This is a genomic window from Streptomyces sp. NPDC096048 (assembly GCF_044763415.1).
Classification (GTDB): domain Bacteria; phylum Actinomycetota; class Actinomycetes; order Streptomycetales; family Streptomycetaceae; genus Streptomyces.
The window spans coordinates 99,350-120,015 of record NZ_JBIWGG010000014.1; the positions used below are offsets into that span (position 1 = coordinate 99,350).

At 72.9% G+C, this 20,666-nt stretch carries 21 protein-coding genes; 15 read left to right on the plus strand and 6 right to left on the minus strand.

The window, feature by feature from the left end:
- Positions 1–37: 37 nt before the first annotated feature.
- Positions 38–973, minus strand: a complete 936-nt coding sequence (locus ACIQ6R_RS32615; protein WP_404182626.1) for a LysR substrate-binding domain-containing protein — start codon at positions 971–973, stop codon at positions 38–40.
- A 94-nt stretch (positions 974–1,067) separates the two neighbouring features.
- On the opposite strand from ACIQ6R_RS32615, the gene mdlC reads away from it, so the two are divergent.
- The 3 genes from mdlC (at position 1,068) to ACIQ6R_RS32630 (ending at position 5,519) form a co-directional block, all read left to right on the plus strand.
- Positions 1,068–2,648 carry a benzoylformate decarboxylase gene (mdlC, locus tag ACIQ6R_RS32620; RefSeq protein ID WP_404225296.1) on the plus strand — a complete coding sequence of 527 codons (1,581 nt, stop codon included), beginning with the start codon at positions 1,068–1,070 and terminating at the stop codon, positions 2,646–2,648.
- Positions 2,649–2,724: 76 nt separating this feature from the next.
- Entirely contained in the window at positions 2,725–4,179 is a 1,455-nt protein-coding gene (locus tag ACIQ6R_RS32625; RefSeq protein ID WP_404225298.1) for a benzaldehyde dehydrogenase, read from the plus strand.
- A gap of 86 nt (positions 4,180–4,265) precedes the next feature.
- Positions 4,266–5,519: an MFS transporter gene (locus ACIQ6R_RS32630; protein WP_404225300.1), complete on the plus strand. Its 1,254-nt coding sequence runs from the start codon at positions 4,266–4,268 to the stop codon at positions 5,517–5,519.
- 100 nt (positions 5,520–5,619) lie between these two features.
- Here the strand turns inward: ACIQ6R_RS32630 and ACIQ6R_RS32635 are convergent, their stop codons facing one another.
- Positions 5,620–6,375, minus strand: a complete 756-nt coding sequence (locus tag ACIQ6R_RS32635) for a PepSY domain-containing protein (RefSeq protein WP_404225302.1) — start codon at positions 6,373–6,375, stop codon at positions 5,620–5,622.
- 74 nt (positions 6,376–6,449) lie between these two features.
- Positions 6,450–7,397: a LysR substrate-binding domain-containing protein gene (locus ACIQ6R_RS32640; RefSeq protein ID WP_404182641.1), complete on the minus strand. Its 948-nt coding sequence runs from the start codon at positions 7,395–7,397 to the stop codon at positions 6,450–6,452.
- Positions 7,398–7,627: 230 nt separating this feature from the next.
- Here ACIQ6R_RS32640 and snpA point away from each other — a divergent pair, with 230 nt between their 5' ends.
- Positions 7,628–8,311, plus strand: a complete 684-nt coding sequence (gene snpA, locus ACIQ6R_RS32645; RefSeq protein ID WP_404225303.1) for a snapalysin — start codon at positions 7,628–7,630, stop codon at positions 8,309–8,311.
- 159 nt (positions 8,312–8,470) lie between these two features.
- Positions 8,471–8,731 (plus strand): hypothetical protein, encoded by a 261-nt coding sequence (locus ACIQ6R_RS32650; protein WP_404225305.1) that lies wholly within the window; start codon positions 8,471–8,473, stop codon positions 8,729–8,731.
- A gap of 11 nt (positions 8,732–8,742) precedes the next feature.
- Here ACIQ6R_RS32650 and ACIQ6R_RS32655 read toward each other — a convergent pair whose 3' ends face one another.
- Positions 8,743–9,426 carry an adenosylcobinamide amidohydrolase gene (locus ACIQ6R_RS32655; RefSeq protein WP_404225307.1) on the minus strand — a complete coding sequence of 228 codons (684 nt, stop codon included), beginning with the start codon at positions 9,424–9,426 and terminating at the stop codon, positions 8,743–8,745.
- Between the two features lie 177 nt (positions 9,427–9,603).
- Between ACIQ6R_RS32655 and ACIQ6R_RS32660 the strand changes: the two genes are divergently transcribed.
- Positions 9,604–9,954: a hypothetical protein gene (locus ACIQ6R_RS32660; RefSeq protein WP_404182653.1), complete on the plus strand. Its 351-nt coding sequence runs from the start codon at positions 9,604–9,606 to the stop codon at positions 9,952–9,954.
- A 61-nt stretch (positions 9,955–10,015) separates the two neighbouring features.
- Here ACIQ6R_RS32660 and ACIQ6R_RS32665 read toward each other — a convergent pair whose 3' ends face one another.
- Both ACIQ6R_RS32665 and nsrR read right to left on the minus strand, forming a co-directional pair.
- Complete coding sequence (locus tag ACIQ6R_RS32665; RefSeq protein ID WP_404225309.1) at positions 10,016–11,212, minus strand: globin domain-containing protein; 1,197 nt, start codon at positions 11,210–11,212, stop codon at positions 10,016–10,018.
- 108 nt (positions 11,213–11,320) lie between these two features.
- Positions 11,321–11,767 (minus strand): nitric oxide-sensing transcriptional repressor NsrR, encoded by a 447-nt coding sequence (gene nsrR / locus ACIQ6R_RS32670; protein ID WP_404182659.1) that lies wholly within the window; start codon positions 11,765–11,767, stop codon positions 11,321–11,323.
- Positions 11,768–11,869: 102 nt separating this feature from the next.
- Between nsrR and ACIQ6R_RS32675 the strand changes: the two genes are divergently transcribed.
- From ACIQ6R_RS32675 to ACIQ6R_RS32715, 9 genes are all read left to right on the plus strand, one after another.
- Entirely contained in the window at positions 11,870–12,301 is a 432-nt protein-coding gene (locus ACIQ6R_RS32675) for a hypothetical protein (protein ID WP_404225311.1), read from the plus strand.
- A 539-nt stretch (positions 12,302–12,840) separates the two neighbouring features.
- Positions 12,841–13,533: an ANTAR domain-containing protein gene (locus ACIQ6R_RS32680; RefSeq protein ID WP_404225314.1), complete on the plus strand. Its 693-nt coding sequence runs from the start codon at positions 12,841–12,843 to the stop codon at positions 13,531–13,533.
- Positions 13,534–13,620: 87 nt separating this feature from the next.
- Positions 13,621–14,934 (plus strand): cation:proton antiporter, encoded by a 1,314-nt coding sequence (locus tag ACIQ6R_RS32685; RefSeq protein WP_404225316.1) that lies wholly within the window; start codon positions 13,621–13,623, stop codon positions 14,932–14,934.
- A 176-nt stretch (positions 14,935–15,110) separates the two neighbouring features.
- Entirely contained in the window at positions 15,111–16,847 is a 1,737-nt protein-coding gene (locus ACIQ6R_RS32690) for an ATP-binding protein (protein ID WP_404225318.1), read from the plus strand.
- Complete coding sequence (locus ACIQ6R_RS32695; protein ID WP_404225320.1) at positions 16,844–17,251, plus strand: roadblock/LC7 domain-containing protein; 408 nt, start codon at positions 16,844–16,846, stop codon at positions 17,249–17,251. Before ACIQ6R_RS32690 ends, ACIQ6R_RS32695 begins: the two co-directional genes overlap by 4 nt.
- Positions 17,248–17,595 (plus strand): DUF742 domain-containing protein, encoded by a 348-nt coding sequence (locus ACIQ6R_RS32700; RefSeq protein WP_404182677.1) that lies wholly within the window; start codon positions 17,248–17,250, stop codon positions 17,593–17,595. The genes ACIQ6R_RS32695 and ACIQ6R_RS32700 overlap by 4 nt, the downstream gene beginning before the upstream one ends.
- Positions 17,576–18,196, plus strand: coding sequence for a GTP-binding protein (locus ACIQ6R_RS32705; protein WP_404182680.1), 621 nt, complete (start codon positions 17,576–17,578; stop codon positions 18,194–18,196). Before ACIQ6R_RS32700 ends, ACIQ6R_RS32705 begins: the two co-directional genes overlap by 20 nt.
- Entirely contained in the window at positions 18,193–19,425 is a 1,233-nt protein-coding gene (locus ACIQ6R_RS32710; RefSeq protein ID WP_404182683.1) for a cytochrome P450, read from the plus strand. The genes ACIQ6R_RS32705 and ACIQ6R_RS32710 overlap by 4 nt, the downstream gene beginning before the upstream one ends.
- The gene (locus tag ACIQ6R_RS32715; RefSeq protein ID WP_404225322.1) at positions 19,422–20,645 is read left to right on the plus strand and encodes a cytochrome P450; all 1,224 of its coding nucleotides are present in this window, start codon (positions 19,422–19,424) and stop codon (positions 20,643–20,645) included. The genes ACIQ6R_RS32710 and ACIQ6R_RS32715 overlap by 4 nt, the downstream gene beginning before the upstream one ends.
- Positions 20,646–20,666: the final 21 nt, after the last annotated feature.

Consider the following 20,666-nt stretch of genomic DNA (forward strand, 5'->3'; position numbering starts at 1 on the left):
CCTAACGACGACCCGTCGGTGGCTCCTTGACAGTCCGTCACCGGGCCGCGGTCGGCGGCAGCTGGGCCGCGCTCACCTGCTCGCCCAGCACCTGGGCCATGAACCGCACCAGCCAGCGCTGTGCCGGGCTGCGCGAGGACTCGTGCCGCGCGTACAGGGCGATCTCGATCGGCTCGGTCTCGAAGGGCAGCCGGACCAGGCGCACCCGGTGGGAGGCGGTGAAGACCTCGCCGACGTACTCGGGGACGATGGCGATCAGGTCGGTCTGCTCCAGCAGGTAGGGCAGCATCGAGAAGCGGGTGGCGTCCACGGCCACCCGTTCCAGCAGCCCGTGCGCGGCCAGCACCGCCCGGGGCGCGACGTGCCCGCTCGGCCCGAACACCGTCGCGTGCTGCTCGGCCGCGAGGTCCGGCAGCGTCACCTCGTCGCCCCGGACGCGCGGATGGTCGGCGGCGACCATGAGGACGTAGCGCTCCCGGAAGAGCGGGATCCGCACGGTCAGGTGGGAGGTGATCACGGGGGTGGCCACGAACGCGTCGAGGTCCCCGCGGCGCAGCTGGCTCTCGGCGTCCTCCACGTCGAACGGGCGGACGGTGAACGACACCGCCGGCGCACGCTCGCGGGCCGCGGCGAGGAGCCTCGGCAGGAGGGTCGCCTCGCCGAGGTCGGAGAGGGCGATGGTGAAGCGGCCCGACATGGTCCCGGGGTCGAAGGCGTCGCCCTGCCGGACCGTCCCGTCGATCTCCGCCAGGGCGCGCTGGAGCGGCTCGTACAGCCGTCGGGCACCGGCCGTCGGCGTCAGTCCGCGCCCGTTGCGGCGGAACAGCTCGTCGTCGAAGTGCCGCCGGAGCTTGCCCAGGCTGTAGCTCACGGTGGGCTGGGTGACGTGGAGCGTCTCCGCGGTGGCCGTGACGCTGCCGGTCTCGTACAGGAGGACGAAGACACGGGCCAGGTTGAGGTCGAAGGTGCCCATATAGACCGACTCTATATCGGCGTGCCGAAACATCTATTGGTGCCCATGTCGCGGGGTGCCTAGCGTGTCGGACGTCACTTCGAAAGGAACGTCCGTGCCATCCGTGCGTCGTGTCTCCCACGATTTCCTGGAGCGCCAGGGGCTCACCACCGTCTTCGGCAATCCGGGCTCCAACGAGCTGCCCTTCCTCGCCGAGCTGCCCGACGGCTTCCGCTACGTCCTCGGTCTGCACGAGGGCGCCGTCGTCGGCATGGCCGACGGCTACGCCCAGGCGTCCGGCCGCCCGGTCCTGGTCAACCTGCACGCCGCCTCGGGTTCGGGCAACGCGATGGGCGCGCTGACGAACGCCGTGGCCTCGCGCACCCCGCTCGTGGTGGTGGCCGGCCAGCAGGTGCGGCCCGCGATCGGCCCGGAGGCCAACCTGGCCAGCGTCGACTCGCAGACCCTGATGAAGCCGTTGGTCGGCTGGGCGGCGGAGCCGGCCTGCGCCGAGGACGTGCCGCGCGCGCTCGCCCAGGCCGTCTTCGAGGCGCGGCTCCAGCAGCGGCCGACCTATCTCTCCGTCCCGTACGACGACTGGTCGGCCGAGGCCGGCGACAACGCCCTGGCCGTGCTCGACCGGCGGGTCGAGCGGGCCTCCGTGCCCGGCGGTGAGCACGGCCGCCGGCTCGTCGAGCAGGTCGCCTCCGCACGGCGTCCCGCGCTCGTGCTGGGCGGCGACATCGACTCGGGCGGCCTCTTCGACGACGCCGTCCGGCTGGCCGAGCGCCTGGGCGGCCCGGTGTGGGCGGCTCCCTCGCTCTTCCGGCTGCCCTTCCCCAACCGGCATCCGCAGTTCCGGGGCGTGCTGCCCGCCGGGATCGCGCCGATCTCCGAGGCCTTCGAGGGACACGACCTCGTACTGGTGCTGGGCGCGCCGGTGTTCCGCTACCACGAGCACCTTCCCGGCCGGTATCTGCCGGAGGGCACCCGGTTGATCCAGGTGACCGAGGACGCGTCGGCCGCCGCGCGGGCGCCGATGGGCGAGGCGCTGGTCGCCGACCCCGGGGCCGTCGTCGACCTGCTCCTGAAGGCGCTCGACGCGCCCGGCACGCCCGCGGGCCCCTACCGGCCCGCGCCCGAGCCGCTCATCGCCGAGGGACCCGGCCTCCACCCCGAGCAGGTCTTCGCGGCGCTGCGCGACGAACAGCCCGAGGACACGGCGTACGTCGTCGAGTCGACGTCCACCAACTCCGCGTGGTGGCGCCAGATGGACCTGCGCCGTCAGGGCTCGTACTACTTCCCGGCGGCCGGCGGTCTCGGCTTCGGCCTGCCCGGCGCGGTCGGCGTCGCGATGGCCCAGCCCGACCGGCCGGTCGTCGGCGTCATCGGGGACGGCTCGGCCAACTACGGCATCACCGCCCTGTGGACGGCGGCGCAGCACCGGGTCCCGCTGACCGTTGTGCTGCTGCGCAACGGCACGTACGGGGCGCTGCGCTGGTTCGGCGGCCTGCTCGGCGTGCCGGACGCTCCCGGCCTCGACATCCCGGGGCTGGACTTCACCCGCATCGCGGAGGGCTACGGCGTCCGGGCCCGGCACGTCGGCGGTGCCGAGGAACTGCGCGCCGTGCTGGCCGAGCGGCCGGACCACCCCCGTCTGATCCAGGTGGACACGGCGCTCACCACGCCCTCCTGACACACGACTTGACCGGCCGGGCGCACGGAACCGCCGACGCGCCCGGCACCCGAGGATCCCGAAGAAGGGGAAGACGATGACACTCCTGGACAGCGACGTCTGGAGCGGGAAGTTCTTCAGCGACGGCTGGCAGGACTCCCCCACCGAGCAGCCCGTGACCGAGCCCGCCACCGGCGACCGGCTCGGCTCGGTGGGCCTGGCCACCGCCGAGGACGTGAACCGTGCCGCCATGCGGGCCGCCGAGGCCCAGCGCGAGTGGGCGGCGACCTCGCCGCAGCGGCGCGCCGCCGTGCTGCGGCGCGCGGGTGAGCTGTTCACCGAGCACGCCGCCGAGATCGAGGGCTGGCTGGTGCGCGAGGCCGGCTCGGTGCGGTCCAAGGCGGGCTTCGAGGCGGGGCTGGCGATCGGCGAGTGCTTCGAGTGCGCCGGCCTGCCGACGCATCCGCAGGGTGAGGTGCTCACCTCGGAGGAGGCCCGCTGGTCACTCGCCCGGCGCCGCCCCGCCGGTGTCGTGAGCGTGATCGCGCCCTTCAATTTCCCGCTCATCCTGGGCCTGCGTTCCGTGGCCCCGGCGCTCGCCCTCGGCAACGCCGTGCTGCTCAAGCCGGACCCGCGCACCGCGGTGAGCGGCGGCGTCGTCATCGCCCGGATCTTCGAGGAGGCCGGGCTCCCCGCCGGTGTCCTGCACCTGCTGCCGGGCGACGGCTCGGTCGGCCGGGCGGTCGTCGAGGCTCCTGAGGTCCGGGTGATCTCCTTCACCGGGTCCACGCCGGTCGGGCGGGCGATCGGCGAGCAGGCCGGGCGGCTGCTGAAACGGGCCCATCTGGAGCTGGGCGGGAACAACGCGCTGGTCGTGCTGCCCGGAGCGGACGTGCGCAAGGCCGCCTCGGCGGGGGCGTTCGGCTCGTACCTGCACCAGGGGCAGATCTGCATGACGACCGGCCGGCACATCGTGCACGAGTCGCTGGTGGAGGAGTACACCGCCGCCCTCGCCGCGAAGGCCGAGGCGCTGCCGGTCGGTGACCCCGCCCGCGAGGACGTGGCGCTGGGCCCGATCATCGACCGCCGTCAGCTGGAGCGCGTGCACGGCATCGTCACCGACAGCGTCGCGGCGGGTGCGAAGGTCGCCGCGGGCGGCGAGATCGACGGCGCCTGCTACCGCGCCACCGTCCTGACCGGCCTGACGACCGAGATGCCGGCGTGGCGCGAGGAGATCTTCGGCCCCGTCGCCCCCGTCATCTCCTTCTCCACCCTGGAGGAGGCCGCGCGGATCGTCGACGACTGCGAGTACGGGCTGTCGGTCGGCATCCTCGGGGACGTCGGGACGGCGATGAAGCTCGCCGACCGGATCGACTCCGGCAAGGTCCACATCAACGAGCAGACGGTGAGCGACGAGCCGGGCGCCCCCTTCGGCGGGGTCAAGGCCTCCGGTACCGGGTCCCGCTTCGGCGGCGCCGCGGCCAACGTCGAGGCGTTCACCGAGACCCAGTGGGTCACGGTCCGCCCGGACATCGCCGACTACCCGTTCTGACCCTTCCGGCCGCCCCAGGCCGACCCGGCCACCCCGGCCGTTCCGGTTCCGCTCACTCACACCCGTCCCCCGGGGGGAGAGTCATCATGGCTTCCGCCACCACGTCCGGCGCGCCCGCGAAGACAGACCGCGCCGGCAACGGCACCTGGACGGTGGTCCTGTGCTGGATCACCGTTCTGCTGGAGGGCTACGACCTCGTCGTCCTCGGCGCCATCATCCCCACCCTGCTCAAGACCCAGCACCTCGGCATGACCGCGGGCGACGCGACCACCATCGCGACGCTCTCGCTCGTGGGCGTGGCCATCGGCGCGGTCTGTGTCGGTCCGCTGGCCGACCGGCTGGGGCGTCGCCGCCTGCTCATCGGCTCGGTGGTGCTGTTCTCGCTGTTCACCATCGTGGTGCCGCTGGCGAACTCCGTCGCGATGTTCGCCGCGCTCCGCCTGATCGCCGGTCTGGGCCTGGGCGCCTGCATGCCGGTCTCGCTGACCATGATGGCCGAGCACATGCCGGCCAGCCGCCGGGCGCGGGCCAGCACACTGACGATGACCGGCTACCACACCGGTGCCGTGATCACCTCGCTGCTGGCCCTCCAGGTGACCGACAACTGGGAGATCCTCTTCTACCTGCTCGGCGTCGTCGGTCTCGTGGTCGCCGCCGTCCAGTGGTTCAAACTGCCGGAGTCGGAGGCCTTCGTCCGGGCCAGGCAGGACGGGGACCGGCGGGTGCCGTTCACCGAACTGCTCAAGCCGGCCTACCTGCGGGCGGGCATCGGCATCTGGGTCGCCTCGTTCATGGGTCTGCTGCTGGTCTACGGTCTCAACACCTGGCTGCCGAAGCTCATGAACGACGCCGGCTACCCCGTGCCCACGGCCGTCACCCAGCTTCTCGTGCTCAACATCGGCGGTGTGGTCGGCCTGGTCCTCGGCGGCTGGGTCGCCGACCGGCGGGGCATCAAGGGCACCACGATGGTCTGGTTCGCCGTCTCGGTGGTCATGCTCGCGTGCCTGAGCGTCAAGATGGAGAGCGACCTGCTGCTCAACGTCATCGTCTTCTTCACCGGCGTGTTCGTCTTCTCCGCCATGGTGCTCGTCTACGCCTACGTGACGAGTTTCTACCCGGCCTCCGTGCGGAGCACCGCGCTCGGCTCGGCGTCCGGGATCGGCCGGATCGGCTCGATCGTCGGCCCGTCGATCACCGGTGCCCTGGTCGCCTCGGGGATCGGTCATCCGTGGGGGTTCTACTTCTTCGCCGCGGTGGCGGTCTGCGGCTTCCTGGCCGTGCTGACGCTGCCCCGCACGACGGCGAGCGGACGGACGGAGGCGGTGGAGCCGGCCGCCTGAGCCCCCCCCGGCGCACACACGGCGGGAGCAGCCGGGCGACTCCACCCGGCTGCTCCCGCCGTGCTGCTTCGGTTCTCGTCGCGGTGTTCGGGGTCGGCGCTCAGTCGCGGTCCACGTGCTCGCGCAGGATCTTGCCGTTGGTCGCGTCGACGTCCACGGTGGTCTTGTTCCAGTTGTCGGTCGACACCACGTCGACGCCCCACAGGAGCTGCTGGTCGTCGTTCTCGTCCAGCTCGATGCCGGTGACGGTGCCCTCGGCCTTGTCGGTGGCCACCTTCACGGCCTGCTCCGGCGTCTGGGTCGCCTTCTTCAGCCAGTCGGCGATCTGCTGCTTGTCGTCGGCGTCCTGGTCCTCGACCTGGGTGCGGAAGACCTTGCCGGAGACCGCGTCGACGTCGATCCGGTGCACGGTGCCGTCGGGGGCGGCGACCTTGGCCTCCCACTCGGGGGCGCCCTGGCTGGGAGCCGGGTTCGGCATGCTGGGGCTGGGCGAGCCGGTCGACGCGGTGGCCTCGGCGGACGTGGGCTTCAGTTCGAGGTCGACGAGCTTGCCCTCGGGGACCTCCTTGACGGCGGTGTCGACCGCCTTGTCCCAGGTGACCTTCGCCTTGGGGACCAGAGCCTGGCGCTCGGCCTGGTCGTCGGTCAGGGACTCGGAGGGAGAGGGGGAAGCGGTGTCGGTGGCGGAAGCCGTGTTGGTGGGGGACGTGGTGGGGGGAGTGGTCTGAGCCGCCTCGGCGACACTGGAGCGTGTCGTGTCGGCGTTCGTGCAGCCGGTCATCAGGAGGACGGAACTGCCCAGGGCGCAGATGACGGCCATCGAACGAAGAGGCGGAAGACGTCGCACAGAGCTCATACACCTCTCCGTAACCATATGACCTTCTCGCCATACCGGTTCGGGTGGATAACCACCGAATTGGCCGATACGTCTCAGGGAGCCGGTACGAGGCGGGGCCCGGTGAGCCCGGTGCGTTCCAGCCACTCCCGGTACGCGGTGGACTGACGCGCCACCTCCCAGTACGCCTCCTCCAGCGCCGGGTAGACGGCGTCCAGCTCGGCCCGGGTGCGCGCGGCGAGCAGCAGGCGTACGCCGAGGGGGTCGCCGTACAGCCGCCGTACGGCCACGTCGGGGCGGGACTGGGAGCTGGGCTGGCAGACGGTGACGACCTCGCCGGTGGCGACGAGGGACGCGGCGGTGTGGTAGTCGCCGTGCAGGACGCGCGGGTCGAGGCCGACGGCGCGCAGCATGCGGTGCACGCCGTCCCACTCGCCGTCGACGGTGGGGTCGACCATCCAGCGGTCGTCGGCCAGGTCGGCGAGGCGGACGACGGACCGGGTGGCCGCTGGGTGGTCGGCGGGCAGCATGACGAACTGCGGTTCGCGCTCGACGAGGACCCGCAGCCGCAGCCCCTCGGGGACGTGCAGCGGGCAGCCCTCCACCTCGTGCACGAAGGCGACGTCGAGCTGGCCGTCGGTGACCTGGCGCAGCAGGGCGTTGGCGGAGACGTCCATCTGGAGCGTCGGTTCCAGGCCCGGCTGTCTGAGCCGGCGCAGCCAGCCGGCCAGGGCACGGCTGGCCGTGGAGCCGACGCGCAGCCGGCTGTCGCCGCCGGCCGCGGCGGCGCGGGCCTCGCGGACCAGGGTGCGCATGTCGGCCAGCAGCGGACGGGCCCGGCCGAGGACCGTCCGGCCGAGCGGGGTGGGCCGGCAGCCGGTGCGTTCCCGAGTGAACAGGGGGCCGCCCAGGGCCTGTTCGATGCGGTTCAGCTGAGTGCTCAAGGTGGGCTGGGCGACGCCCAGTTGGCGTGCCGCACGGTGCAGGCTGCCGGCGTCGGCGATGGCGCACAGTGCGCGTAGGTGCCTCACCTCGAGCTCCATGCAGGGAGCGTAGGGCGGAACAGTTGGTTGCGCCAGGTGAACAAAAGGCGGCGGAACAGGGCGAGTTCTGCACTCCGGTCGAAGCTTCTTCCGTGGCGGCCGCACGGCGGTGGCCCCGTGGGTGATAGCCCCGCCCTATCGCCGGTTGCCATCATCACAGCGGGCTCATGGGCGCTCCACACTCACCGGTGACGACTTCTCTCCCCACTCCCCCACACAAGGAGTCATCGATGCGTATCAGCCTGCCCCTGCTGTCCAGCGCGGTCGGCCTCGGCCTGACGGCGGCCGTGCTCGGCACCGGTCCCGCCGCGACGTCCGCCGCTCCCCAGGCGCCGGACCGGACCGCTCACGTCGGCTACCAGCCCGCCGCCGGCTCGGGTGAGGACGCCGCCGCCAACCGGGCGTTCTTCGAGGCGGTCATCAAGTCCGTCGCCGAGAAGCGCGCCGCGAACCCGGCCTCGACCGCGGCCGTCACCGTCTACTACAGCGCCGCCAACGCGCCCAGCTTCCGCTCGCAGATATCCCGCTCCACGCAGATCTGGAACAGCTCGGTGTCCAACGTGCGGCTCGCGGAGAGAAGCTCGGGGGCGGACTTCGCGTACTACGAGGGCAACGACTCGCGCGGCTCGTACGCCTCCACGGACGGACACGGCAACGGCTACATCTTCCTCGACTACCGGCAGAACCAGCAGTACGACTCGACCCGCGTGACCGCTCACGAGACCGGGCACGTGCTCGGTCTGCCCGACCACTACTCCGGCCCGTGCAGCGAGCTGATGTCGGGCGGCGGCCCCGGCCCCTCCTGCACCAACGCCTACCCGAACGCCAACGAGCGCGGCCGGGTGAACCAGTTGTGGGCGTACGGCTTCAAGGCCGCTCTCGACAAGGCGCTGCAGAAGGCCTCTCAGCGCTGATCGCCCTGGGCGGGCGCGTGTGTGGGGGCGGCCCGGTCCGGGACGCCCCCACACACGCGCGACCACCCTCGCCCGTGCGGCGACGACCCTCGCCGCTTGCGCAACCTCCCCGCGGGTACCCGGAGTTCACTCTCCAGCGATCTCCCGAAGGAGGCCGACGTGAACGAGCGACAGGCACCCACCGGCAGCGGTCTCGGCGATCTGGAACCGGGCACCCGGCAGCGCGCCCAGTTGCGCACCCGTCTCGCCGACGTGGCCTGGACGGCGCTGTGCGTCGTACTGGCGCTGTGGGCCGTGTGGAGCGCCGTGGATCTCGCGCGGGGCTCGACGGCCTGGGCGTACTGCGCCGTGGCCTGGGTGCTGCTCGCCGTGGCGCTGGCCCTGCGGGTGGTGGCGGTGCGGCGCCGGACCTCGTTGTGACGGACCCCGGCTCACGGGCCGGTGGGCAGCGCGGAGAGTACGGCCCGGTGAACCGCCCGGGCCAGCCGGGCTCCCCACTCGGAGCGCGGGCCGGCGAAGGCGTGGAGCCCGGCTCCGGGCTGTTCGGCGCGGGCGGCGACGCACACGGCGTCCGTGGGCGTACCGGAGCAGTCGAGGCCCGCGTCCAGCAACGCCTGGACCTTGGCCTCGGTCGCCGTCATCACGGCGTTGACCAGGGCTGCGTCGCTCAGCGCGACCGGCAGCGCGGCGATGATGTTGATCGTCCCCGGTGCGGCGGGCGCGACGGCACCCCGCTCGGGTGAGGCCGCCCATCCGCGTACCGAGATCCCGGCGGTCACCACGGCTTCAGCGCCGCCGTCCCGCGCCCGCGCTGAGGCGGACACGTCGGCGGCCGTCATCAGACCCACCCCGGTCCCCCGGGCGCCGGCGGCGCGAGCCAGGTCGGCCAGGTGGCGCGCCGGGTCGGTTCGCCGGTAGCCGTGGGCGACCTGGGCGTTGAGCACCCATGCGCGGTCGGCGATCCCCCCGCCCAGCACGGCGCTGCTGGCCATCCGCCAGCCCGGTCCCGGGGACCACAGCAGGGCGTGCAGCCGTTCGCCGTCCTCCACCCGCGTCAGCCGCTCCGGGTTCAGCAGGCGGGGCCCGGTACGGGGCGGGGGCAGGAGGGCGGGCAACGGTCGGGGCTCCTTGCGTCGGTCGGGGTACGAGGGTCGGCGGCGGACCGGACGATCGTACTCAGTGCCGTGTGCACGGTCCCGGCCGGCCGGTGCGGAGGCGGCGCGTTGCGAACGCGGTACCGGGCACCTTCACTGAACACAACTTCGCCGCCAGGCGTCGGATCGGAGGCCGCAATGCTGTCCCACACCCTGGAGCATGGGGTCCTGGTCATCACGGTGGACCAGGACCCGGGAATCGACGGGCGGGCCACGCTGACCACGCACATCACCAACCTGGTCGACGCCCATCAGCCGACCCCCGTCGTCATCGTCCTCGCCGACCGGGCCGCCGGCCACGCCGCGGCCAGTGCCGTGCTCAGGGCCCACCAGTGGTGCGTCCGGCTCGGCGTCCTGATGTGCGTCGTCACCCACAGCGCGCCCGTCCGCCGGCTGTTGGAGGACAACTCCGACACCTCGGGCCCGCGTCTGGTCGTGCACGCCCGCGTCGACACCGCGATCACCACCGCGTTCACCGCAGCGGCCTAACGCGGGCAGGGAATCCCGCGGTGGGCCGTTGCCCGGCCCGGGAAGCGTGAACGCCTCCCCGCTACTGCTCGCCGAGCCAGAGATCGGGTCCGAAGACCTCGTAGTGGATGGCCTCCGCGGGCACACCGCGGCGCAGCAGGTCGCCGCGGACGGCGCGCATGAAGGGCACCGGGCCGCACAGGTAGACCGTGAGGCCGTCGGGCAGTTCGAGGCCTGCGAGGTCGGCGCGGCCGGCCGAGGCCTCCGGGGCCTGGTCGCCGGGCTCCTCGTACCACAGGTGGAGCCGGGCGCCGGGCAGCTCGCGTATCAGGTCGAGCTGTTCCCGTCGGTGGGCGTGCGAGGCGGGGTCGCGGTCGGCGTGGACGACGGTGACCGGCCGGGTGGCACCGGTGGCGGCCAGGTGGTTCAGCATGGCCAGCATGGGGGTGACGCCGATGCCGGCGGAGGCCAGCAGCAGCGGACCGTCGCCCTCGTCCAGTACCAGGTCGCCGAACGGCGCGGACACGGTGAGCACGTCGCCCTCGCGGGCGTGCGCGTGGAGCCAGGACGAGACCTCGCCGTCCGGCTGCCCGTCGCCCCGCACGCGCTTGACGGTGATGCGCCGGTCGGTCCCGTCCGGCGCGGCGGACAGGCTGTACTGGCGGATCTGCCGGGAGCCGTCGGGCAGCAGGGACCGGACGCTGACGTACTGGCCCGGGCGGAACGGGCTCGTGGGCAGGTCGTCGGCCGGCCGGAGGACGAGGGAGACCGCGTCGGGGCTCTCCTCACGCCGCTCGACGACCTCCACGCGGTGCCAGACCTCTCCCTCGGCGACCCCTGCCTCCCGGTAGAGGCGGGCCTCGATGGCCACGAGCGCGTTGGCCATCAGCCAGTAGACCTCGTCCCAGGCGGCGGCGACCTCGGGGGTGACGGCGTCGCCGAGCACCTCCGCGATCGCGGCGAACAGATGACGGTGGACGACCTTGTACTGGTCGGAGGTGATGCCGAGGGAGGCGTGCTTGTGCGCGATCCTGGAGAGCAGCGTGTCGGGACGCGCGTCGGGGCGTTCCACCAGCAGGCCGGCGAACGCGGCGATGGAGCCCGCCAGGGCTCGCTGCTGCTCCCCGTTGGCCTGGTTCCCGCGGTTGAACAGGTCCCGCAGCAATTCGGGGTGGGCGTCGAACAGCTTCCGGTAGAACAGCGTGGTGATGTCACCGATGGCCGCTCCTACCGCCGGAAGGGTGGCCCGGACCACGGGGACGGACTGTTCGGAGAGCACAGCGACTCCTTAATTGGTAGATGATATTCGTGTTTTCGTGCGCGGTTCGACGGCCTCACCGCCAAGGGGGCGGCCGGTCGCCCGTCAGCGCGACAGCCGGGCCGCCCGTCACCCGGAAGGGCGGTCCGGCAGTCCGAGCAGGACCGGGCCGGTGGGCGAGGCCACCAGGTCGGCCACGGTCAGCGGGTCGAGCGCGGCGTAGAACGCCTCCTGCGCGTTCCGCAGGGCGCCCCGCAGCCGGCAGGCACCTCTCAGTGGGCACGGAGGATCACCCTCGCAGGCGACCACCTCACCGTCGCCTTCGAGCTCGCGCACGAGCCAGCCCACCGAGGCGCGCCGCCCCAGGCCGGTCAGCGTCAGCCCGCCGCCGCGACCGCGCCGCGCCTCCACCACGCCGAGGTGCCGCAGGCGCGTGATGGTCTTCGCCGCGTGCGTGTACGGCACATCGACGGCCTCGGCCACCTCGCGGGTGGTCAGTGGGTCGTCACCGTCTCTCACGACCGCCAGGCGCATGACGGAACGCAGCGCCAGGTCGGTGAACTTCGTCAGCCGCACAGCCGGGACGCTATCAAATGCGCATAATGGATTCGTGTTTACTTACGGCATTGGCTCTGTGGAGTGCGTCACCGGACTCCGTACGACGGACGGTGGCACCTGATGGCGGCGGAAGACAGCGACTCACCCCTCTCGGCGGCCGAACCTCCCCTCCCCCGGGCCCTGTGCGACATCGCGGAGCTCCTGCCCTCCGGCGGGGACACATCGGCCGGCGCCCTGTGGAAGCTCGCGGAACCGGGGCGGCAGCTCGACGCCAACGTCGTCCGCGTCCCCGCGGCGGGGCGGATCGAGACGCACACCGAACCGGACCTCGACGTCCTGCTGCTCGTCCTCGACGGTGAGGCGGCCCTCGTCCGCACCGACGGCGAACGCCGGCTGCGCGCGGGCGTCCTGACCTGGCTGCCGCACGGTTCGACCCGTGGCCTCGTCGCCGGCCCGGACGGGGTGACGTACCTGACCGTGCACCGGCGGCGTCCCGGCATGCGGATCCAGCCGCCTGACGCCGCCGACCGGCTCCGGCCCGGCGAAGCCTGAACCTGCGGACGCGCGGTCCGCGCGCCGGTGCGGGGAGTGCCAGGCGTCCCTCGTGGACCTCGGTGACACGGTCGGCCGCGGCCGGATGGGCGTGGTCGCGGGTGACCAGCACGGTGGCGGTGCCCCGCTCCCGGGCGAGGCGGGTGATCAGGTCGATGACGGTGGTGCCCCGCTCACGGTCGGGGGCGCCGGCGGGTTCGTCGGCGGGCGGCACACCGGGGTCGGTCATCAGGGCGCGGGCGATGTTGACACGCCGGCGCCGGCGCCGGAGAGCCGACTGGGCCGGCAGTCGGCCCGGACGGCGCGAACGGCCCGATCGGCCCCGACGGCCATCCCGGCCGCGTCGAGGAGGCCCGGTCAAGCCCCACCCGGCCCATGTCTGCCCCGAGCCGGGCGTGGGCCCCCGCACCGCGGCGGTCGCCGCCGCTCTCGGTCTCATCCGGCGCTGAACCGAACGCCGGACCGCGTGGGGTTCCGGATGTCCCTGTTGCATCCGGCCGCCCGAGGGGCACTCCTCCAGGGAGCGAGGAGGAAACGGTATGGAGGACTGGCGTGGCTTCGCACAGCAGATGGCTTCGTTGGCACGCGATCTGCTGGCCCAGGAGTCGGTGAACGACACGCTGAAACGGATCACCGGTTCGGCCAAGCAGCTGGTGGAAGGCTGCGACGCCGCCGGCATCCTCATCCTGCGCGGCAGGCAGGTGCAGTCGCTCGCCCCCACCGACCAGGTGGTGGTCGACAGTGACGAACTTCAGGGACGTGTCGGGGAAGGGCCGTGTTTCGACGCCGCTCGCACCTCCGAGGGGCAGCGGCAGTTCCGGATCGCGGATTTCACGGACGAGGCACGGCGCTGGCCCAAGTACCTGCCCGAGGCGCGCAAGCTGGGCCTGGGCAGCATGATGGGCTTCCTGCTGTTCACCGAGGACGAGGACCTCGGGGCGCTGAACATCTACTCGTATCGGCCCGGCGCGTTCACCGAGGCCAGCGAGACGGCCGGCTGGCTGCTGGCCTCCCACGCCGCGGTCGCCTTCTCCAGCGCCCGTACGCACGCCCAGCTGCAGGAGGCCATCGGCACCCGGCACACGATCGGCGAGGCCATGGGCATCCTCATGGGCAGGCATCGCATGACCGAGGACCAGGCCTTCGCCGCGCTGCGCAGGTACTCGCAGGACCGCAACGTGAAACTCCGTGACGTCGCCCGCCGGGTCTGCGAGCAGGGCGACCTTCCCTGAGTCCCTGGGCGCGAAGTCGTCCGGGCTTCAACCGGGCAACCGGCGTACGCCGGCGTACGCCGACGCGGCAGCGGGCACACGTCAGCGGTGACCTTGGCTGACTTCCTCTTCACCCTGCTCGGGGCGGGTGCCCTCGCGGCCGCCGTCCTCCCCCGAATGGTGGCCGGACGGCCGCTGTCCATGCCGCTCGTCTTCCTCGCCTGCGGGGTCGCGTTGCAGCTGCTGCCCACGCCGCTGCCCGAGATCGACCTGGTGCGCGACCGGGTGTGGGTGGAGCACCTCACGGAGATCTGCGTCGTCATCTCGCTGATGGGCGCCGGTCTCGCGCTGAACCGCCCCCTCGGCCTGCGCCGCTGGCGAGCCCCCTGGCGGCTGATCGGCATCACGATGCCCCTCACCATCGCGGCCACGGGGCTCCTCGCCTGGTGGCTGCTGGACTGGCCGCCGGCCGCCGCGCTGCTGCTGGCGGCCGTGCTCGCGCCCACCGACCCGGTGCTCGCCTCCGGCGTGCGGGTGGGCGCGCCCACCGATTCCGAGCACGACGAGGACGAGGTGCGCTTCGCGCTCACCAGCGAGGCCGGCCTCAACGACGGACTCGCCTTCCCCGTCGTCATGGCGGCGATCGCCCTGACCGCGGCGGCGGGCACGGGCCTGTCCGGCGGCTGGGTCGGGCACTGGCTCCTGGTCGACGTGCTGTACGCGTGCGTGATCGCGGTACTGGCCGGTCTCGCCGTCGGCAAGCTGCTCGGCTGGCTCTTCTTCCGCGCCGGCCGGGCATCGGTGCGACTGTCCGAGCACCGGGAGGGCTTCGTCGCCCTGGGCGCCACGTTCCTCTCCTACGGCGTCACCGAACTCGCCCACGGCTACGGGTTCCTGGCCGTCTTCGTCACCGCCTGCCGCATCCGCGCCGCCGAACGCGACCACGGCTACCACGCCGTGCTCCACGACTTCGTCGAGCAGGTCGAACGACTGCTCACCGCCGGGCTCCTCTTTCTCCTGGGCGTCTGCGTCGCGCAGGGCGCTCTGGAAGACCTGACCTGGCGGGGCGCTGCCGTCGGTCTACTCCTGCTGCTCGTCGCCCGGCCGCTGACCGGCTGGGTCGCGCAGTTCGGCACGGCCGCGGGACCTCGGGAGCGCCTGGTGACCGCCTTCTTCGGCATCCGCGGCATCGGCTCGCTGTTCTACCTCGCCCATGCGCTCGGCAAGGAGGGCTTTCACGTCCCGGCCGGGGAGCTCTGGGCCGTGGTGGCCTTCACCGTCCTCGCCTCCGTCGTCCTGCACGGGGTGACCGCCTCCCCCGTGATCTCCCGTCTCGACCGGCTGCGCCTGCTCAAGGCCCGTGACCGCGGGCACATCGGGCGGCCGCCCGACGAGGACGACGTGGCCGGCGAACGTCTGTGACCGTCACACCGAGAACGGTCGGAAAACATGCGGTAGTTGAGCGAGACTCTTTTCAATTGGATCACGAACTCTCGTATAGTGATCGCCTGTTGCGTGCCGCGTAAAGGCTTTCGGCACACACGCGCCCCGAAGGACGACACGAGGGCCGTTCCGGCGGCCTGGCGAGGACCCGATTGATGACCGCGCCCGCCCGCCCCGGCGACCGACCCGCTCCCCGTGTCCTCCTGGCCGTGGCCCTGCCCTGCGCGGTGGTGTCGGCGCTCGTCGTCGGCGGTGCCGTCGCCGCGGCGCCGCCCTCGGTACGCGTTCCGCTCGGCCTGGGCGCGAGCGCCGCGGCCATCCTCCTCTGCGCGGCGGTGACCGTGGCCGTGCACGCCGTCCGCCGGGAACGGGCCACCCGCCGCCTGCTGGACGCCGCCCGCGCGGACGCGGCCGGGCTCGCCCAGGACCGGGCGCGGCTGGCCGAGCGGGCGGGACGGGAACAGGAGCGCCTGCGTGCGGAGGCCGACCGGGAACGGGCCCGCGTCGTGGCGGAGTGCGACCGGGAACGGGAGCGGCTCGCGGACGGTTTCGAGCAGGAGCGGGTACGGCTCGCCGAGGAGCGGGCCCGGGAGGTCGCGCGGCTCACCGAGGAGACGACCGGGTTGCGGGCGCGGCTCGACCGGGCGACGAGTGAGCGCGCCGCCGCCGTCTCCGCGACCGCCAACGCCGCCGGCCGGATGCAGGCGCTGGCCACCGGGATGCTCGCCGACCTGCGCGCCATGGAGGAACGGCACAGCGACGAGGACGTCCTCGCCGACCTGCTCCACCTCGACCACCGCACCGCGCAGGCGGGCCGGCTCGCCGACTCCGTCGCCGTCCTCACCGGCGCCCGCTCCGGACGCCGGTGGGCGCGGCCCATCGGCATGGAGTCCATTCTGCGTGGCGCCATGGGACGTATCGCCGGCTACCAGCGAGTGCGCGTGCACTCGGCCAGCGACGCCGCGGTCGCCGGACACGCCGCCGAGGGCGTCATGCACGCCCTGGCCGAACTCCTCGACAACGCCGCGAACTTCTCCCCGCCGACCGCCGAGGTCCACGTGTACGTCGAGGAGGTGCCGGCCGGCGTCATCGTGTCCGTGGAGGACAGCGGACTGGTGATGGGCGAGGTGCAACTGCGCCGGGCCCAGCAGGCGGTGGCCGGCGAGTCGGCCGGGCTCGGCGGCCTGACCGGTACCCGGCTGGGCCTCTCCGTGGTGGGCCGGCTGTCGGCCAAGCACGGGCTCAAGGTGTCCTTCCGGCCGTCCGCGCGCGGCGGTACGGGTGTGCTGATGCTCATCCCCCAGGACATCCTGAGCGGTCCCGCCGCCACCGACGGTCCGGCGGTGCCTCCGCCGCCCGCCGCCCCGACCGACCTGCCGCGCACCTCCACACCGTCCGCTCCCGCGCCGGCCACCGCCGGGCTGTCCGCGGCCGGGACGAAGCCCGCCCTCGCACCGTCCGCGGCCGGGACGGAGCCCGCCCCCGCCGACGTGGCCCCCGAACCGCTGCCCCTCCACGAGTCCGCGGACCGCGAGCCCGACCCGTCGGACCGCGAGCGTGACCCCTCGAACCGCGAGCATGACCCGTCGGCCGACTCCACCGAGCCGTTCACGGGGCTGCCCAGGCGCCGCCGCGGCCGCACCCTCGCCGCCGCCGAACGCGCCCGGGCCACCGCCCGGTCCGCCGAGCCGCGTGCCACGCCGCCCGCCGACGACGCGAAGGCCCGTGCGGCCCGCTTCAGCAACTTCCGCCACGCCGTACGGGCCACCGGCCCCGCCGCCGCACGGGACAGTGCACCGCGGGCGGAGCCCGCCGCACCCGCACCGGCCGAGACGGCCCCCGACCACCCGTCCCACTCGCACGCGCACCCGGAAGGCGACACCACCACATGACCGGCTCGACCACCGCCGACGAGAAGCTCACCTGGCTCATCGAGGGCCTCCTGGAGCGCACGCCGGGCGCGCGGCACGCGCTCGTCCTGTCCCGCGACGGACTCAAGCTGTGCCGCACCCCGGAGCTCTCCGTCGACCAGGCCGACCAACTGGCCGCGATCGCCGCCGGCATCCAGTCGCTGTCCCACGGCGCGTCCGTGGAGTTCGGCGACGGCAGCGGCGGGGTGCGCTCGGCCATGACCGAGTTCTACGGCGGGGTCCTGTTCATCGTGGAGGCGGGTCAGGGCGCGCACCTGGCCGTCGTCACCTCCGAGGACGCGGACGCGGGGCTCGTCGGGCACAACATGAGCGAACTCATCGAGCAGCTCGGCGAGCATCTCACCGCGCCGCCCCGTACGTCATGAGCCGCCCCGGCAGGGACGACGCGCCCGACCGTCTGTACACCGTCACCCAGGGACGCAGCCGGTCGAGCCCCGGCAACCCCTTCGACCTGGTCACCCTCGTCGTCGCCGAATGCGAGCCGACGCCCGGCATGCAGTCGGAGCACACGGCGATCCTCAGGATGACCGAGGCTCCCACCGCCGTCGTGGAGATCGCCGCCGAACTGCGGCTTCCGGTGAGCATCACCAAGGTCCTGCTCTCCGATCTCCACGCGGCCGGCCGGGTGAGCGCACGCCACCCGTACACGGCAGCCGTTCCCGATCCCGACATCCTGGAGCAGGTGCTCGTTGGACTCCGCAATCTCTGACGCCCGTACCCCAGCACGCGTCCCCCTGGGCGCGTCCGCCGACAACGGCCTGAAGATCGTGGTCGTGGGCGGGTTCGGCGTCGGCAAGACGACCATGGTCCGCTCGGTCAGCGAGATACGCCCCCTCAACACCGAGGAGACGATGACGCAGGCCGGCGAGGTGGTCGACGACATCAGCGAGGTACGCGGCAAGACCGCGACGACCGTGGCCTTCGACTTCGGGCGCATCAGCCTCGACGCGCGCAACGTGCTGTACCTGTTCGGCGCGCCCGGGCAGGAACGCTTCTGGTTCCTGTGGGACCGGCTGTTCTCCGGCACGCTCGGCGCGGTGGTCCTGGTGGACACCCGCCGCATCGACGACTCCTGGTACGCCATCGACCGCCTGGAGCACCACGGCACGCCGTTCATCGTCGCCTGCAACGACTTCGGCGGGCCCCGGCATTCGCCCGAGACCGTGCGCGAGGCGCTCGACCTGGACCCGCGGGTGCCGCTGGTCTTCTGCGACGCCCGGTCCCGCGAGTCCGGCAAGCAGGTGCTGATCACGCTGGTCGAGCATCTCCGGGCCCGCTACGCCGCCCAGCCCCGACAGGAGTTCGTGTGAGCACCGACGCCACCGACGCCGTACCGCTCAGCGGCCCCCGCTTCCAGACGGAACCCGCCCTGCTGTACCGGCAGATGCGGCGCGAGCACGGTGCCGTCACCCCGGTGCTGCTGGACGGGGACGTCCCGGCCTGGCTGGTGCTCGGCTACCGCGAACTGCACCAGGTGACCGGCGATCCGGTGCTGTTCAGCCGGGACTCCGACCTCTGGAACCAGTGGGAGAACATCCCCGGTGACTGGCCGCTGCTGCCGATGATCGGCCGCAGGCAGCCGTCGATCCTCTACACGGTCGGCGAACGGCACCGCGAACGCGCCGCCATGATCAGCAACGCGCTGGAGGCGGTCGACCCGCACGTCCTGCGCGGCCACGCCGAGCGGTTCGCCGACGAACTCGTGGACCGGTTGTGCGCCAAGGGCGAGGCCGACCTCGTCGGCGACTACGCCATGCTGCTGCCGGTGCGGGTCCTGGCCCGCCTGTACGGCTTCTCCGACGAGCAGGGCCCGGCGCTCGTCACCGCCCTCAACGACATGATCGACGGCAGGGAGCGGGCCATCGCCGGCCAGACGCACCTCGCCACGTCGATGGCGCGGCTCCTCGCCGAACGGGAGGCGGCGCCCGCCGACGACGTCGCCTCCCGGATGCTCGCCGACGACAGCGGCTTCACCGGGGAGGAGGTCGCCCAGGACCTGATGGTGATGCTGGCCGCGGGCCACCAGCCGACCGCGGACTGGATCGGCAACTCGCTGCGCCTGATGCTGACCGACGACCGTTTCGCCGCCTCCCTCTTCGGCGGCCGCAACAGTGTCGCCGAGGCCATGAACGAGGTGCTGTGGGAGGACACGCCCACGCAGAACGTGGCCGGCCGCTGGGCCTCCCGCGACACCCGGCTCGGCGGGCGCCACATCCGCGCCGGCGACCTGGTGCTGCTCGGTCTGCAGGGCGCCAACTCCGACCCGCAGGTCCGCACCGACGGCTCCGCGCTCACCGGCGGCAACAACGCGCACTTCTCCTTCGGCCACGGCGAGCACCGCTGCCCCTTCCCCGCGCAGGAGGTCGCCGAGGTCATCGCGCGCACCGGCATCGAGGTCGTCCTCGACCGGCTGCCGGACATCGACCTGGCCGTACCCGCCGAGTCCCTCACCCGCCGCCCCTCGCCCTGGCTGCGGGGGCTGACCGAGTTGCCCGTGCGGTTCACCCCGACCACTGCCCTGGGAGGCACGTCAGCATGACGACCGGAACCGAAGAAGCCCGCATTCCGCTGGACCCGTTCGTCACCGACCTGGACGGCGAGAGCGCCCGGCTGCGCGCGGCCGGACCGCTCGCCGCCGTGGAGCTGCCGGGCGGCGTCCCCGTCTGGGCGGTCACGCACCACGCGGAGGCCAAGGCCCTGCTCACCGACGCCCGCCTGGTCAAGGACATCAACGTGTGGGGGGCGTGGCGGCGCGGTGAGATACCCGCCGACTGGCCGCTGATCGGGCTGGCCAACCCGGGCCGCTCGATGCTCACCGTGGACGGCGCGGAGCACCGCCGGCTGCGTACGCTCGTGGCGCAGGCGCTCACGGTGCGCCGGGTGGAGCACATGCGCAAGCGGATCACCGAGCTCACCGACCGGCTGCTCGACGAGCTGCCCGGGGACGGCGGCGTCGTCGACCTCAAGGCGGCCTTCGCCTACCCGCTGCCGATGTACGTCGTCGCGGACCTGATGGGGATCGAGGAGGCTCGGCTGCCGCGGCTGAAGGTGCTGTTCGAGAAGTTCTTCTCGACCCAGACGCCGCCCGAGGAGGTCGTCGCGACCCTCACCGAGCTGGCCGGGATCATGGCCGACACGGTCGCCGCGAAGCGCGCCGCGCCCGGCGACGACCTGACCAGCGCGCTGATCCAGGCGTCCGAGAACGGCGACCACCTCACGGACGCGGAGATCGTCTCCACCCTCCAGCTGATGGTGGCCGCAGGTCACGAGACCACGATCTCGCTCATCGTGAACTCCGTGGTCAACCTCGCCACGCATCCCGAGCAGCGGGACCTGGTGCTGTCCGGGGAGGCGGACTGGTCCGCGGTGATCGAGGAGACGCTGCGCTACTCGACCCCGACCTCGCACGTCCTGATCCGCTTCGCGACCGAGGACGTCCCGGTCGGCGAGAAGGTGATACCCGCCGGGGACGCGCTGATCGTGTCGTACGGCGCGCTGGGCCGGGACGAGGGGGCGCACGGCCCGACGGCGGGCGAGTTCGACATCACCCGAGTCTCGCGGACCCGGCACATCTCCTTCGGTCACGGCCCGCACGTGTGCCCGGGCGCGGCACTGTCCCGGCTGGAGGCCGGCGTGGCGCTGCCCGCGCTCTACGCCCGTTTCCCGCGCCTGGACCTGGCGGTGCCGGCCTCGGAGCTGCGCAACAAGCCGGTGGTCACGCAGAACGACCTGTTCGAGCTGCCGGTGAGACTGGCGTAACGGCGCACGGAGCCGCCGGGA